Source organism: Streptomyces sp. NPDC017448, assembly GCF_044330565.1.
Lineage (GTDB): Bacteria > Actinomycetota > Actinomycetes > Streptomycetales > Streptomycetaceae > Streptomyces.
In genome coordinates, this window is the sequence record NZ_JBIRLM010000009.1 from 110,747 (window position 1) to 125,063 (window position 14,317).

12 protein-coding genes and 1 pseudogene are annotated in these 14,317 nt (G+C 73.5%); 2 read left to right on the plus strand and 11 right to left on the minus strand.

Annotation, left to right across the window (positions count from 1 at the left end; translation table 11 throughout):
• Nucleotides 1–46: 46 nt before the first annotated feature.
• The 5 genes and pseudogenes from ACH4K1_RS17230 to ACH4K1_RS17250 form a co-directional block, all read right to left on the minus strand.
• Nucleotides 47–907: a fumarylacetoacetate hydrolase family protein gene (locus ACH4K1_RS17230; RefSeq protein WP_398090143.1), complete on the minus strand. Its 861-nt coding sequence runs from the start codon at nt 905–907 to the stop codon at nt 47–49.
• A gap of 218 nt (nt 908–1,125) precedes the next feature.
• On the minus strand, nt 1,126–1,896 hold the full coding sequence (locus ACH4K1_RS17235) for a YidC/Oxa1 family membrane protein insertase (protein ID WP_398090144.1): 771 nt from the start codon (nt 1,894–1,896) through the stop codon (nt 1,126–1,128).
• Between the two features lie 270 nt (nt 1,897–2,166).
• Complete coding sequence (locus tag ACH4K1_RS17240; RefSeq protein WP_228991574.1) at nt 2,167–2,499, minus strand: DUF6412 domain-containing protein; 333 nt, start codon at nt 2,497–2,499, stop codon at nt 2,167–2,169.
• A 117-nt stretch (nt 2,500–2,616) separates the two neighbouring features.
• Nucleotides 2,617–4,164: a sodium:solute symporter gene (locus ACH4K1_RS17245; RefSeq protein WP_398090145.1), complete on the minus strand. Its 1,548-nt coding sequence runs from the start codon at nt 4,162–4,164 to the stop codon at nt 2,617–2,619.
• A 119-nt stretch (nt 4,165–4,283) separates the two neighbouring features.
• Nucleotides 4,284–4,478: pseudogene (locus ACH4K1_RS17250) on the minus strand (DUF3311 domain-containing protein); the annotation flags it as partial.
• A 367-nt stretch (nt 4,479–4,845) separates the two neighbouring features.
• Here ACH4K1_RS17250 and ACH4K1_RS17255 point away from each other — a divergent pair.
• A complete protein-coding gene (locus ACH4K1_RS17255) occupies nt 4,846–5,853 on the plus strand; it encodes an SEC-C domain-containing protein (protein ID WP_398090146.1) in 1,008 nt (335 codons plus the stop codon).
• A 138-nt stretch (nt 5,854–5,991) separates the two neighbouring features.
• Here the strand turns inward: ACH4K1_RS17255 and ACH4K1_RS17260 are convergent, their stop codons facing one another.
• Both ACH4K1_RS17260 and ACH4K1_RS17265 read right to left on the minus strand, forming a co-directional pair.
• Nucleotides 5,992–6,768 carry an alpha-ketoglutarate-dependent dioxygenase AlkB gene (locus ACH4K1_RS17260; RefSeq protein ID WP_398090147.1) on the minus strand — a complete coding sequence of 259 codons (777 nt, stop codon included), beginning with the start codon at nt 6,766–6,768 and terminating at the stop codon, nt 5,992–5,994.
• Nucleotides 6,752–7,990 carry a hypothetical protein gene (locus tag ACH4K1_RS17265; RefSeq protein ID WP_398090148.1) on the minus strand — a complete coding sequence of 413 codons (1,239 nt, stop codon included), beginning with the start codon at nt 7,988–7,990 and terminating at the stop codon, nt 6,752–6,754. Before ACH4K1_RS17265 ends, ACH4K1_RS17260 begins: the two co-directional genes overlap by 17 nt.
• A gap of 308 nt (nt 7,991–8,298) precedes the next feature.
• On the opposite strand from ACH4K1_RS17265, the gene ACH4K1_RS17270 reads away from it, so the two are divergent.
• Complete coding sequence (locus tag ACH4K1_RS17270) at nt 8,299–9,285, plus strand: endonuclease/exonuclease/phosphatase family protein (RefSeq protein WP_398090149.1); 987 nt, start codon at nt 8,299–8,301, stop codon at nt 9,283–9,285.
• Nucleotides 9,286–9,491: 206 nt separating this feature from the next.
• Here ACH4K1_RS17270 and ACH4K1_RS17275 read toward each other — a convergent pair whose 3' ends face one another.
• The 4 genes from ACH4K1_RS17275 to ACH4K1_RS17290 form a co-directional block, all read right to left on the minus strand.
• Entirely contained in the window at nt 9,492–10,697 is a 1,206-nt protein-coding gene (locus tag ACH4K1_RS17275) for a benzoate/H(+) symporter BenE family transporter (RefSeq protein ID WP_398090150.1), read from the minus strand.
• A gap of 321 nt (nt 10,698–11,018) precedes the next feature.
• Nucleotides 11,019–12,161, minus strand: a complete 1,143-nt coding sequence (locus ACH4K1_RS17280) for a PLP-dependent aminotransferase family protein (RefSeq protein WP_398090151.1) — start codon at nt 12,159–12,161, stop codon at nt 11,019–11,021.
• 226 nt (nt 12,162–12,387) lie between these two features.
• Entirely contained in the window at nt 12,388–13,485 is a 1,098-nt protein-coding gene (locus ACH4K1_RS17285; protein ID WP_398090152.1) for an alpha-hydroxy acid oxidase, read from the minus strand.
• 47 nt (nt 13,486–13,532) lie between these two features.
• On the minus strand, nt 13,533–14,300 hold the full coding sequence (locus ACH4K1_RS17290) for a sulfite exporter TauE/SafE family protein (RefSeq protein WP_398090153.1): 768 nt from the start codon (nt 14,298–14,300) through the stop codon (nt 13,533–13,535).
• Nucleotides 14,301–14,317 lie beyond the last annotated feature (17 nt).

Consider the following 14,317-nt stretch of genomic DNA (forward strand, 5'->3'; position numbering starts at 1 on the left):
GCGGGGCGGGGCTCCGTGCGCCCTCCGCCCCGCCACCGTCCGGGGCCTACGCCGCCTTCAGCTCCTGCCGCTGCCGGCCGAGCCCTTCCACCTCCAGCTCCACCACGTCGCCCGCCCTCAGGTAGGGCTTCGGCTCCGGCTGCCCCATCGCGACCCCGGCGGGCGTACCGGTGTTGATCACGTCGCCCGGGTAGAGGGTCATGAAGTGGCTGAGGTAGCGGACGACCTCGCCGACCGGGAAGATCTGCTCGGCCGTGGTGCCGTCCTGTCTCAGCTCGCCGTTGACCCAGAGGCGCAGCGGCAGGGCCTGCGGGTCGGGCACCTCGTCGGCGGTGACCAGCCAGGGGCCCAGCGGGTTGAACGTCTCGCAGTTCTTGCCCTTGTCCCAGGTGCCGCCGCGCTCGATCTGGTACTCGCGCTCGGAGACGTCGTGCGCCGTCGCGTACCCGGCGACGTGCGCGAGCCCCTGGTCGGCCGTCTCCAGGTAGCGGGCGGTGCGCCCGATGACGACGGCGAGCTCGACCTCCCAGTCCGTCTTACGGCTGCCGCGCGGCACGAGCACCGTGTCCTCGGGGCCGACGACGGTGTCGGGGGCCTTGAAGAACAGGATCGGCTCCGCGGGGATCTGCGCACCGGTCTCGGCGGCGTGGTCGTGGTAGTTCAGCCCGATGCACACGATCTTGCCGATGCGGCCCAGGGGCGGGCCGATCCTCAGCCCCGTGGCGTCCAGGGCGGGGAGGACGCCGGGCGCGTCGGCGGCGGCCCGTACCCGGGCCAGTGCGGAGGCGTCGGCGAGCAGGTCGCCGTCGATGTCGGGGACGATCCCCGACAGGTCGCGCAGTGTCCCGTCGCGGTCGAGAAGTGCGGGGCGCTCGGCGCCCGCCGTACCGACTCGAAGCAGCTTCAACGGTCCAACTCCTCTTGGTCGAGGTGTGGCGTCCCGCGGCGGGGTGCGGCCGGCGCGGGACGTGGCCGATCGTCCAAGAGACGCGATCGGTCCGCAAGACCTCGTTCACCCACTGGACCGGCGCGGGGCCGGGCCCCGGGCCCGCCCGGTGGGCGCGGCGGGCGGGCCCGGGGCCGTACGGCGAGCGCTCGGCGGGCCGGGCGGACCCGGCGTACGGATCACGCGGCGGTGGCCACGGAGCCGCCGCCGACCGGCATGTCCCGGTACAGCCAGGCCCGCTCGAACGCCGTCCAGGCCGTGGTGGTGACGACGTACAGAGCGGCGGCCAGCGGGACGACGGCCACCGTGATCAGGGTGAAGAACGACAGCAGCGGCATGAACGTCGTCATCGCGCCCATGCCGGGCACGGGCTGCCCGTCCGGGCCGGCGGGGGGCGTCATCGGGTTGGCGGCCAGCTGCCGCTTGGTGTGCCGGTAGCTGAACGTGGCGACGGCGGCGACGACCGCGAAGATCCCGAGGTAGACCAGCCCCTGGCCGCCGAACATCCCGCCGTGCGCGAGGGCGTCGTGCCAGCGTCCGCCGAGCGGTGCGCCGAGGAGGTCGTGGCCGAGCAGCGCGTTGGGTTCGCCGCCGATCGAGCTGCTGGAGAAGAGGTGGTACAGGAGGAAGAAGGCGGGCATCTGGAGGAGGCTCGGCAGGCAGCCGGAGAGCGGCGACACCTTCTCGGCGGCGTGCAGCTCCATGATCGCCTTCTGCATCCGCTCAGGGTTCCGGCCGTGCTTCTCGCGGAGTTCGGCGATCTGCGGCTGGAGCCGGCCGCGGGCCTTCTGCCCCCGCGCGGCGGCCCGCGACAGGGGGTGGACGGCGAGCCGGACGAGGGCGGTGAACAGGACGATCGCGGCGGCGGCGGACGCGGTCTGGAAGAGCGGCTGGAGCAGATCGGCGAGGGAGCCGACCAGGCTCGCGAAAGCGGACAGGAACGCGGACATGGGTGAGCCCTCCGGGGTCTCGTCGTGCCGGGGGTAGCTGCGAAGAGGGCAGGTACCGGGTGATCACTCGGCATGACGACCGCGCGGAATCCCGCGCCCTTCACGTACGGAACCGCGCGCCGCTAACGCACGGGAGCGGCGCTCGCGTACGGGAGCGACACTCCCGTGCGGGAGCGAGGCTCACCGTGCGGGAGCGATGCTCACGGACGCACGGAAGCGGTGCGGGGCTTCTCGTAGAGGGTGCGGAGGCTCGGCGGGGTTCGAGATCCCCTACGCGGCGGCCGTCAGGAGGGCGCGCCCGGGTGCGCGGGGCCTGGTGCGGCCCCGGGCGTCGGGGTCGCGTTGCGGGAGGAACGCGGTGCGCCGCTCCCGGTCCCTGATGGCCGTACGGACCCGGGTGCGGTGCACGGGGGGCGCGCAGCGGGCGCTGATGACGGCGCAGGCGAGGAGCGCCGAGCCGGCGGCGGCGGTGGCGGCGAGCGCGACGGCGGCCGAGAGGCTGCCGCCCTCGGCGAGGAGGACCCCGGTGAGGAGGAGGACGAGGAGCCCGGCGGGCCGGAGCAGCCGGGCGAGGACGTCGCGCGGGGAGGTGGCGTCGCGCATGGTGTGCGGCACCTCCCTTTCCCCGGGGGGCTCCCCCGTACGGCTTCTCGTGCGGCCCCGGCGCTTCCTCGTACGGCTCACGCCTGCCGGAAGCCGATGCGCAGGGCACTCACTTCGTTATACACGATGGCCGGGCGGGCCCGGGTCAGCCCGCAGGAGGACCTCGCTCTCCTCCTTCTCCTCCACCTCCTCCACCGGATCGCGGGCCAGCACCTCGGCGTCGGGGCGCGGGTCCGCGTCCCGGTCCCCGGCGAAGGTGACGGCGAGCGCGACGGCCAGGTTGGCGGCGAGGGCGACGAGCCCGGCGTTCACCCCGCCCACCGGATCGTTCCCGCTGAAGACGAGTGCGCAGACCGCGGCGACGCCGACGACCAGCCCGCTGAACGCGCCCCGGAACGTGAGCCGCCGCCAGACGAGGGCGAGCAGCACCATCGGCAGGAGCTGCGCCATCCCCTCGTACGAGATGAGGGAGAGGCGTACGAGGGTGTTGGGCGCGGTGTACGTGAGCAGCAGCGCCAGCGAACCGGCCACGACCACGACGATCTGGGCGGCCGACTTCTGCCGCTCGGCGAAGCGCGGCAGGAGGGAGAGCACGCTGCGGCCCCACATCGTGCCGATGACCAGCATGAAGACGGCCATGGGCACGATGGAGGAGAGCGCGGCGGCGACCCCGATGACGCCGACGGCCCAGGCGGGCAGCGAGTCGACGACCAGCTTGAACAGGGCGAGGTTCGACTCCGCGCCGGCCAGCCCCGGGACCACGAACAGGGCGGCGAGCCCGAGCAGCATCGGGACGAAGAGGAGGACGTTGTACGCGGGCAGGTACATGGCGTTGCGGCGCAGCGCGTCGGCGTTCCGGGCCCCGAGGTAGCCGGCGACGGTGGTGGGGAAGATGACGACGGTCAGCGCGTTCAGGAACGTGGTGCTGATGAACCACAGCTCGCCGAGCCCGCTGCCGCCGCCCCCGTGCCCGGGGAACGTCAGCCAGTCGCTCTTCTCGGCGACGAGCCGGTCGAGGAAGGCTCCGTACCCGTCGAAGTAGTGCAGCGGGACGTACAGCGCGAGGAAACCGAGCGTGGCGATGACCAGGACGTCCTTCAGCACGGACACCCAGGCGCTGCCGCGCAGCCCGCTGACCACGACGAAGCCGGTGGTGACGGCGAAGGCGGCGAAGTAGGCCCAGTTCAGGCTGACGGTCCCGTAGGAGACGGTGGAGAGCACCACGCCCATGCCGGTGATCTGGAGCTGGATGTACGGCAGGAGGAAGACGGTGGCCAGCACGGCGACGACCGCGCCGAGCCAGGGCCGGCCGAAGCGGTGGGCGACCATGTCGGTGATCCCGACGAGGCCGTGGCGGCGGGCGTAACTCCAGAGCATGGGGCCGACGACGTACCCGATCGCGTACCCGCAGGACATGTACGCGACGACGTACAGGACGGGCGCCCCGTAGTTGTAGCCCCAGCCCGCGGCTCCGAGGTAGCTGAAGCTGGTGTAGCCCTCGCCGGCCATCAGCACCCAGATGAAGACGGGCCCCAGGCTGCGCCCGCCCACGGACCACTCGGCGAGCCCGCCGCCTCCGCCGCGCCCGCGCAGGGCGAGGAGGCCGAGGGCGACGGTGGCGACCATGAAGGCGGCGAAGACGGAGGTGGCGACGACGGCGTTCACGCGCGCCCGCCCTTCCGGCGGTCGTCCCGCCGGCGGTCGGCCCCCCGGCGGCCGTCCCCCCGGCGGTCGTCCCAGTCCCCGGGGCCCGGGCCGCGGTCCGGCCGGTGCGGGCGCCGCTCCCGGCGGTCCGCCCGTCTGGTGAGCCATACGGCGACCGGAGTGAGGAGGGTCGCCCCCAGAAGCCACGCAAAGAGGAACGGCACGCCCCCCACCAGCGGGGTCACGCGGTTCACGAGGGGCAGCGCCCCGAGGTACAGGACATAGGGGGCCAGCAGCCACAGCAGCTGGGGGCGTCGTCTGATCACTCCGAACACCCGGAGACCCTACGCCCCCGGCCCCGGTACGCCGCTCACCGCCGACGCCTCGCGGTGATCCTCCCCCGGACGACGAAGCGAGGGCGGGAGCCGGACCCCGGGTGCGCCCGGCCCCAGCGGGCGGCGGCGCGGGAGGGGACCGACCCCAGCGGGGGGCGGCGCGGGAGAGGGCCGACCCCAGCGGGGGGGGGCGCGGGAGAGGGCCGACCCCAGCGGGGGGGGCGGCGCGGGAGGGGGCCGGCGGCCGCGGGCCCTCCGGCGCGCCGGGCACGCGAGGGCCGGACCCCGCGACTCTCCCCACTTCTCCCGCTTCTCCTGTCCCGACCTCTCCTCCCCGCCGTCACCCTCCGGCAGTACCGTGTGATTCATGCGCCCCGACACGCCTGCCGACCACATCACCGAAGCCGAGCGCCTGCTCCGCACCGCGGCGCAGTACCCCGAGGACCGCGAACCGCTGGTCCTCCAAGCCGCGGCCCACCTGGAACTCGCCGGCGACCGCGCCCGCGCGAGCACGCTCTACGACGACCTGCTCGGGGCCCCCGGGGCCGGCGTCGAGAACCCGCACCTGATCAAGGCCCTGAAAGCGGCCAACCTCTGGGAGTACGGCCACGAGGCCGAGGCCCGGGCGATCATCGACGGGATCCGCGCGGCGGCCCCGCCGGACGCCGGGCCCTGGCAGATCGCCGCGGAGACCCTGGAGGCACACGACGAGTTGGAGTCGGCGCACGACTTCTTCTCGACGGCGCTGACGCTGCTGCTGGCGCCGGGCGAGGAGGTCCCGTACGCCACGCAGTCCCTGCTGACCGGCCGTCACCGGGTGCGCAGGATGCTGGGGTTGGGACACGACGCGTGGGACGAGCTGGCCGGCGTGCTGCACACGGCCTCGGTGCCCCTGGACGAGCTGCACGACCCGAAGCGCCTGTGGTCGCTGGGCTCCTCGGACCCGGTCGAACTGCGGGCCGAGATCGCCCGTCTCCGCGCGGAGCTGGGCACCTACCGCACGGCGCTGTCCCGTCCGTTCCCGGTGGCCGTCCTGCACTGGCCCGAGAACGAACTGCGCGAACTCCTCGCCTCGTACCCGGAGTTGACCGAGGAGTACGTGGACCACGCCACCCACCTGAACCGCCTGGAGGCCGCGCTCCGGGACCTCCACGCGGCGGGCGCCCCGAACCTGGGCATCGTGACGGGCACGGTCCCCTCGTACGAGGCGTTCGCCGCCTCGGAAGCCGCCTCCCCGGCGACCCCGGCCCTCCTCCCCCAGTACGCCACCACCCTCGCCGCCCGAGGCCGCGCCGCCCCCTGGCCCCCCTCGCGCACGGCCGCCTGCTGGTGCGGCTCGGGGGAGGCGTACGGGGGGTGCCACGGGGCGGGGTGAACAACGCTCCCATGCCTGGCCACCGGCTGCCGCCCGCGCATCCGCGGGCGGCAGCCTTGCCGGTGCTGCCGGACGAGGGCGACGGGGCCCGCCACACGACGTTTCGGACGTCACCCTCTTCGCCGCGGGTCCTCCCGCTCAGGCCGGCGGCAGCAGGTCGCTCTCGCTGATCGTGTACGTCAGGGGGGCGGGGTAGGCGAAGTCCGGTTCCCGGTTCTCGCGGCGGCGCAGGCGGTAGAACTCCTGCGCCTGTTCGTCGGTCGCCGGCAGCAGGCGCTCGCCCCCGGGGAGGTGGGCGTGGCCCGCGCCGGTGTAGCGCACCGGGGTCCTGGAGGTGCGGAACGTGACGCCCAGCCAGGTGTTGTCCGGTGCTCGGGCGGACGTGTCCAGGATGATCCGGTGGCGGAGCCGGCGGTTCACGGCGACGGAGAACACGACGGCGCTGTTGTGCGCGAGAGGCAGTTCGAACCTCTCGCCGTCCGGCTCCTTCGTCTCGAAGACCAGCTTCCTCGGGGGGCCCGCCCCGGGGTTCCGGTAGCAGGAGAAGACCGCGATGAAGGAGCCCTCCGCCAGGTCGAGGGCCTGGTCGGAGTGGGCGCCCATGGTGGTGTACGCGTTCGTGTAGTTCTCGACCAGGGCGTTGTCGAAGGCCGTCGGGAGGGCCGCGCGTTCCTGGATCCGGTGCGCCAGGCTTTCGTGGACCGGGCGGAAGCGCTGCGCCGGGACGCCGTACCGGGTGGTCGTACGGACCAGGGGTGCGCGGCCCTCGGCGTCGATCCTGGTCAGTACCGCGCCCTGCCGCCCCTTTCCCACGTCCTCCCACCGGACTGACGCCAGCAGCTCCGCGAAGGGGTTCTCCTCGGCGGGCAGGGCGTAGGAGCGGACGGCCTCCGTGGGTTCAGAGGGCAGGGGCAACGTAGTCTCCCGTGTTCATGCTGAAGAGGAACGCGTCGCCGTAGTCGATGAGGGAGGCCGTCCTGTTCTCCTCGGCGTACAGGCGGCGCAGTTCGTCCATGCCGTTCCGGGTGGGCGGGCCCAACTCCACCAGGTCTCCGCCCTTCTTGAGGAAGGTCCGGCCGCCCTTGTGGACCGCTTCGGCGGACGAGCAGCGCACCACGTACCCCAGACGGGTCGGAAGCCGCTCGGCGTTCAGTGCGGAGGGCCGGATCTCGTGCGTGTACAGGCGGTTGGTGGACAGGGGCATGAAGAAGACCGAGCCCGGGTGGAGCGTGATGCCGAACTGCGGAGGGAGCGGGGTTCCGGCGAGTTCCGCGGCCGGCTCCTTGAGGCGGAAATGGAGCCGGGTCAGCGCGCTGACGCCCTTCACCCCGCGGTCGAAGGGGTCGGTGGAGGACGGGTGCAGGGCGTCCAGGCCGTCGTAGAAGGTGCAGAAGGCCATGATGCCGTTGACGGGCATGTCCTTCGTCTTGTCGGCGTGGGAGGAGATCTTCGCCTTGGACTGCTTGCGCTCGGGTGTGGCGGAGGCGTTGTGGTAGATCTGCGCGAGTACGTGGTTGAGCGGTGCGTGGTTCCGGAAGACGGTGGCGGCTTCGCGGTTCAGCTCCTCGACGATGTGCGTGTCGGTGGGGCGGAAGTTCTCGGTCGGTCCCGAGAGGTTCGTGGAGCACCGGAGCAGACGGAAGTGCCGCTCTTCGCCGTCCCCCGTCACGGGCGTCAGGTAGATGCCGCTGCGGTGGGCCGCCCCGGGCTTGGTGGACTCCGTCAGGGACTGGAAGACGTGCTCCGCGCTGATACGTCCGAAGTAGTCGGCGTCGGGGTCGAAATAGCGTCGGTAGTACACGCCGACGCCGTGCACGCGCAGCGGAACCCGGCCGAGACCGACGACCGGCCACGGTCCGCGGGCGCCCTCGTCGGCGTTCTCGTCGTAGCCGCGGGAGAGTTCCCGGACGACGAAGACGCGGTCGGCCGACTCCAGGCGGCTCGCCTCGACCGCCCGCACGTCGCCGCACAGGTAGACGGTCTTCCGTGCGGGGTCGACCGAACCGGAGGCGAGCTCTTGCGGCGTGACGACGGCCCCGAAGAAGTCCTCGACGGAACCGTCGCGCAGCGCGGAGGGCGCGACCAAGAGGTTGTTCGCCTCCTCGATCCGGGCCTCGGCCGGCTCTGTCGCGTACATCCGGCGGCACCTGCCATTCGCAGACTTCGGCGGCCCTGTCGGAACCGCGGGGAGGGCGGTGGTCCGCGCCTCCTCCTTCGCGTGGGCGGCGTCGAGGGGAGGGGCCGGACCGCGGGGGCCCGATGCTCTCATGGGCCCGGGCGGCGGACAACGGGGTTCCGTGCCGCCCGCCTTGCGTGCCCTGCGGGCGGCGTCGGAGCGGCAGGCGCCCCCTGCGGGGCGCTGCCCTCCCGGACGTGGCGGTGGGCGTGCGGAACCCGATCGCCCTTCCCGGTCGTCCTGGGGAGGGACCGAGCGGATGGGAAGACATGGTGGAGCGGGCGGAGCCCGATGCGGTGGGGGCGGCCCGGGCGGCGCCGCCCGGCGTGCGAGGCGGACGGGGCGGGTGGGTGGTCGCCGGGATCGCCGGGGCTCTCGCCGGGGTGCTGGCGTTCCATCGAGCGGTGCCGAACACGCCGGGGCGGATCGGGAGCCTGCTGGAGTCCTTCCTGCCCTGGCTCGGGGTGGTCGTCGCGCTGTTGCTGGTGGTCGCCCTGGTGCGGCGGTCCGCCGTCGCCCTGGTGGCGGTGCTGCTGCCCGTGGCGGCCTGGGTGCACCTCTTCGGCGGCCTGCTCCTGCCCGGAACGGGCGGCGGCGGGCGGGAGTTGACGGTCGTCCAGCACAACGTCAGCGACGAGAACCGCGATCCGGCCGCCACCGCCCGGGCGTTGATCGGGACCGGGGCCGATCTGGTCGCGTTGGAGGAGCTGGTGGGCCCTCAGCTGGCGGTGTACGAGAAGGCCCTCGCCGCCGGCTATCCGCACCACGTCGTCCGGGGGACCGTCGGCCTCTGGTCCACGTACCCCCTCAGCGGTGAGCGGCCGGTGGACATCAAGCCCGCGGACGTCCCCGAGGGGTGGAGCCGCGGCGTACGCGCCGTGGTGCACTCGCCGTACGGGAACGTCGCCGCGTACGTCGCCCACCTGCCCTCCGTCCGGATCGGGGCGGGTGGGCTCGCGTCCCAGCGGCGGGACGAGAGCGCCCGGCTCCTGGGGCGCGCCATCGCCGACGAGCGGACCGACGCGGTGGTCCTCCTCGGTGATCTCAATGGGGCGGTGGAGGACCGGGGGCTGGCCCCTCTCACTTCGCGGTTGAACGTCGCGGAGCGCGGCTTCGCCTTCAGCTTCCCGGCCGCCTTCCCGGTGGCCCGGATCGACCAGGTCATGGCCCGGTCCGCAACCGTCGGCCACATCCGGACCCTGCCCGCCACCGGCAGCGACCATCTCCCCGTCCTCGCCCGCGTCGCCCTGCGGTGAGGGGCGGGCACGGCTCCGGGGCGCGACCGCCCGCCCCCCGGACGGTCGAGCCGCTGGGCTGCTGAGCCGTCGGGGCGGCGGTACGCCGACTGACGGCCGCGCGTCGACCGGTCCGGCTCCGGGGGCGGCTGTCACGGCCTCCGGCGCCGCCTCCCGGCCGGGCGCGATCGGCGGACGACCTCAACCACCTTCTGCGTCAAGGGAGTTCACACGTCATCCCGCTGACGTCCGCGGCTTCTCCGGACGTTCAGCGCCAGGTGCGTCAGCAGGCCCAGCACCAGGCCCCAGCACGCGGAGCCGATGCCGCCGAGGGTGACGCCGGAGGCCGTGGTGAGGAAGGTGACCACCGCCGCGTCCCGGCCCGGCTCGTCCGCCACCGCCTGCGCGAGGCTGCCGGAGAACGTGGCGAGCAGGGCCACTCCGGCGATGACGGCGATCAGGTGGGGCGGCAGGACCGCGAACAGGCCGACGAGGGCCGCCCCGCCCACACCCGCCAACAGGTAGAAGACGCCGCACGCCAGGCCGGCCACATAGCGGCGGTCCGGGTCGCGATGGGCCTCTTCGCCCGTGCTGATCGCGGCCGTGATCGCCGCCAGGTTCACGGCGTGGCCGCCCAAGGGGGCGAGGGCGGTGGAGGCGAGGCCGGTGGCGGTGATCAACAGCCGGTCGTTCGGGCGGTAGCCGCAGGCCGCCAGGACTCCGAGACCGGGCGCGTTCTGCGAGGCCGTCGTCACCACGGCCAGCGGCACCGCCAGCCCCACCACCGCCGAGAGCGTGAACTCCGGCGCCGTGAAGACGGGGAGGGTCAGCCCGACGGCGACGGACGGGGCGTGCAGGCCCGGGACGACGGCGGTCGCGGCCACCGCCGCGACCAGGGCCCAGGCGACCGCGTAGCGCGGCGACCGCTGTTTGACCGCCAGGTAGGTGGCGAGGGCGGCCAGGACCGGGAGGGGCGCGCCGTCCAGCGCGGCGAACATGTCGACGCCGAAGGAGAACAGCACCCCCGCCAGCATGGCCGCCACGATGCCCGGCGGGACGCGGCGCATGAGCTGCCCGAAGACGCCGGTCAGCCCGACCAGCGCCATGAGGAGGCCGCTGACCAGGAAGGCGCCGACAGCCTCGGGGTAGGTGTAGTCCCCGAGGCTGCCGACGAGGACGGCGGCCCCCGGCGTCGAGAACGCGGTGATCACCGGCATCCGGGTCCACCAGCTGAGCGCGGCGCCGGTCACGCCGCTGCCCACGCAGGCCGCCCACACCCACGACGCGGTCTGCGCGTCGGTCAGCCGGCCGGCCGACGCGGCGGCCAGGACCACGAGGAGGGGGCCCGAGCACGAGACCACGACGGTGATGAGGCCCGCGAGGACGGCGGAGAGCGAGACGTCCGCCGCCGGCCCGCGCCGGGAAACCGGCACGTTCCCGGCCTCCCCGGGCCCCGTCCCGGCACCCTCGCCGGGACGCGCGTCGGACGGCTGCCCGTCCGAGGCCCCGGCCGGGCGCGGACCCGCCGGGGTGCCCTCGCGCGAGCTTCGCCCGGCGACGGCCTCCCCGCCCGGGGGCCCGCCTGCGGTCTCCCTGTCCGAGCGGACCCCTGGCGCAGGCCCCCCGGCCGCTCCGGGCGCCTCGTCCTCCGTGTCACTACCGGCGCCCTGTTCGGCCGTGGCCATACGTGCCGCCCCTCTCCCCGTTCCGTAACTCCCGCGCAGGTTATCGCCGTTCGCAGGGCCGTTCCGTTCCTACTCCGCCCGCTGCGCGACCTCCGCGAGCCGTGTCACGCCCTCGGTGAACTCCTCGGCGCTCAGGGCCTGGAACGGCAGCCGCAGGAACACCGTCCCGGACGGCGGCGCCGAGTCCGCCGGGTAGAACGCCGAACCGCGGGTGAGCGCGATGTCCGCCGCCCCCGCCGCCGCGAGGAACTTCTCCTCCGTGGTCCGTACCGGCAGATGCACGCTGATGTAGTAGCCGCCCTCGGGTACGCACAGTGCGGCATCGCCGAGCGCCTTCCGTACCGCCTCGACCGCCGTGTCGTGGCGCGGCCGCAGCAGTGCGCGGACCTGGTCGATGTTCCGCCGGACCAGACCGCTCGCGAAGGCCCGCGCGGCGACCGACTGGAGCAGCGGCGCCGGCGAGAGGTAGGTGCTCTCCGCGAGCGCCGCGAGGTCCTTCGGCGTACCGGGCGGGGCGATGACGTAACCCACGCGCAGCCCGGGGCTGACGACCTTGCTCAGCGAGCCGATGGTCAGCACCCGGGCGCCGTCCACCGCGTCCGCCAGTTCCCCGATGAGCGTCGGGGCCGTACCGGCGAAGCGGAGTTCCCGGTACGGGATGTCCTCCAGGATGGTGAAGCCGAACTCCGCGGACAGGGCGACCAGTTCCCGCCGCTTCTCCTCGCTCGTGGTGACCCCGGCCGGGTTCTGGAAGTCCGGGATCACATAGACGAAGGCGGGCGTCTCCGTACGCAGCCGCTCCCGCAGGACGTCCAGGTCGAGGCCGTCGTGGCGCAGCGGTATCCCGGACACCTGCGCCCCGTGCCGCTCGAAGATCTGGACGGCGCGGTCGTACGTCGGCGCCTCCGCGAGGACCTTCCTGCGGGGCGCGTCCCTGAGCAGGTGGCCGGCGATCAGGTCGAGGGCCTGGAGCGAACCGTTGGTGACGAAGATCCGTTCGGGATCGACGGAGTGGAACGCCCCGAGCTGCTCGCGGAGTTCACGGTCGCCGGCGTGGAGGCCGATCGGCGCGTACTGGAAGAGGCGGTCCGCTTCGGCGGCGAGGAGCGAGCCGGTCAGCTCGGCGATCTCGGCGGACGGGATCGCTTCGAGAGGCGGGATGCCCCGCGAGAAGTGGACTTTCGCAGAGGTCACATCGGACACAGCAGTCACAGGGGCTCCTTGCTGAGGCGTACGGGAGGGAGGGGAGGGAGAGGGAGAGAAGGGGAGCGGCTTGCCGGGGGAAGAGGGCGAGGCCGCGCGAAGGACCGGAAGAGGGGTGACGCGTAAGGGCGGTCAGCGCACGGACGTCAGCGGGCGGCCGGTCAGCGCACGGACGTCAACGGGCCGCCGGTCAGCGGACAAGGGGTCAGCGCGCGGCCGGTCAGCGGCTGGGGGGTCAGCGCGCGGCGGGGCTCGCGGGCCGGTGGGAGTCGAGGGCGAAGTCGGGGCCGATGTCGGCGACGGAGTCCGCGCCGAGCTGGAGCAGCGTGTCCTCGATCTCGCTCCGGAGGAGGTCGATCACCGCCTCCACGCCCTGCCGGCCGGCCAGGCCGAGGCCCCAGAGGTAGGGGCGGCCGATGCACACCGCGTCCGCGCCGTACGCGAGGGCCTTGACGACGTGGACGCCGCTGCGGATGCCGCCGTCCATGAGGACCAGTCCGCGGCCGGCGACCGCGGCCGCCACCTGCTCCAGGGCGACCAGGCTGGGGACCGCGCCGTCGAGTTGGCGGCCGCCGTGGTTGGAGACGATCACGCCGTCCGCGCCGAGGGCGACGCAGCGTTCGGCGTCCTCGGCCCGCAGGATGCCCTTGACCACGATCGGCAGCCGCGTCAGGGACCGGATCCATTCCAGGTCGTCCCAGGTCAGCGGCAGCCGTTCGATGCGCGCGCCGTCCGGGATCGGGCCGGTGAGCACGCCGAGGGCGCGGAGGTTGCCGAAGTCGACGTGCGCGGGGGTACGGAACCCCGCCCGTCGGGTGGTGATGCGGCGGGCCGCGTAGCTGGCGTCGACCGTGACCACGAGTGCGGTCGCGCCGGCGTCCTCCGCGAGGGAGACCGTGGCGGCGACGTCTTCGCGGGAGCGGTAGGCGTAGAGCTGGAACCAGCTGTCGCTGCCCACCGCTCCGGTCACGTCGGAGAGGGCGTAGTGGCTGTCGGTGCTGACGATCGACACGGTGCCCGTCGCCTCGGCCGCGCGGGCGGTCGCGATCTCGGCGTCCTCGTGGAGGAGGCGCTGCGGGCTGGTCGGGGCGAGCAGGACGGGCAGGGCGAGCCGCTGCCCGAGCACGGTCACCGAGGTGTCGGGCTTGGCGCCGGTGCCGCCGAGGGCGCGGGGACGGAGCCAGACCCGGTCGAAGGCTTCGGTGTTGGCGCGGACGGTGAGCTGGGTGTCGGCGCCGCCCGCCACGTATGCCCAGGAGGCGGCGTCGAGGACGGACGCGGCGGCCTGCTCGTAATCGGTCAGCGTCAACAGCCCGGATAATTCCCTTGCCATGGATCCTCTTCCGTCGTCGGATGAATTTCCGCAGGCCCGTGGGCCCGTCAGGCAAACTGGTCGTACGCCATCTTGGCCACCATTCCGGTGACCACGAGGACCAGGACGATCCGAACGAACCCGGATCCCCTTTTCATTGCGGTGCGCGACCCGATCATGGCGCCGGTGATGTTTCCCACGGCCATGCCGAGGCCGAGGGCCCACAGGACGTTTCCCTGCCAGGCGAAGACGGCCAGGGCCCCCAGATTGGAGGAGGCGTTGATGACTTTCGCCATGGCCGCGCTTTCCAGGAACTGGGTCGCGAGGAGCGTGGTGAAGGAAATGATGAGGAAGGTGCCGACGCCGGGCCCGAACACCCCGTCGTAGAAGCCGATGCCGACCCCTGCGACGAGGATCGCCGTAGTGCGGCGGCGCGGGGTGACGACGATGTTCCGCTGCTGGACGCCGAAACCGGGCTTGAAGGCCACGAAGAGCGCCACCGAAATGAGCAGGCCCATGATGACGGGCCGGAAGTAGCTGGTGGGGACGCTCGACGCGGACAGCGCGCCGAGCGCGCCGAAGGGAACCGCGAGGCCGGCGGCCGGCAGCAGGACCGAGCGGTCCAGCTTGGTGCGCCGCTGGTACATGTACGCGGCGGTCGCGGTGCCCATGACCGCCGCGATCTTGTTCGTGCCCAGGGCCACCGCGGGCGAATACTGGGGGAAGGACAGCAGGAGCACCGGGATGAGCAGGACCCCGCCGCCGCCGACTACGGCATCCACCCAGCCCGCCGCCGTCGCGGCGGCGAGCAGGCCGAGCACCTCGTACAGTTCCACTCTTCCTCATTCACATG

Excerpts from the sequence above, each read along its gene's own strand:
- ACH4K1_RS17240 (WP_228991574.1), bottom strand. The coding sequence starts at position 2,499 with ATGCGCGACGCCACCTCCCCGCGCGACGTCCTCGCCCGGCTGCTCCGG.
- ACH4K1_RS17270 (WP_398090149.1), top strand. The coding sequence starts at position 8,299 with ATGGTGGAGCGGGCGGAGCCCGATGCGGTGGGGGCGGCCCGGGCGGCG.
- ACH4K1_RS17235 (WP_398090144.1), bottom strand. The coding sequence starts at position 1,896 with ATGTCCGCGTTCCTGTCCGCTTTCGCGAGCCTGGTCGGCTCCCTCGCC.
- ACH4K1_RS17255 (WP_398090146.1), top strand. The coding sequence starts at position 4,846 with ATGCGCCCCGACACGCCTGCCGACCACATCACCGAAGCCGAGCGCCTG.
- ACH4K1_RS17265 (WP_398090148.1), bottom strand. The coding sequence starts at position 7,990 with ATGTACGCGACAGAGCCGGCCGAGGCCCGGATCGAGGAGGCGAACAAC.
- ACH4K1_RS17285 (WP_398090152.1), bottom strand. The coding sequence starts at position 13,485 with ATGGCAAGGGAATTATCCGGGCTGTTGACGCTGACCGATTACGAGCAG.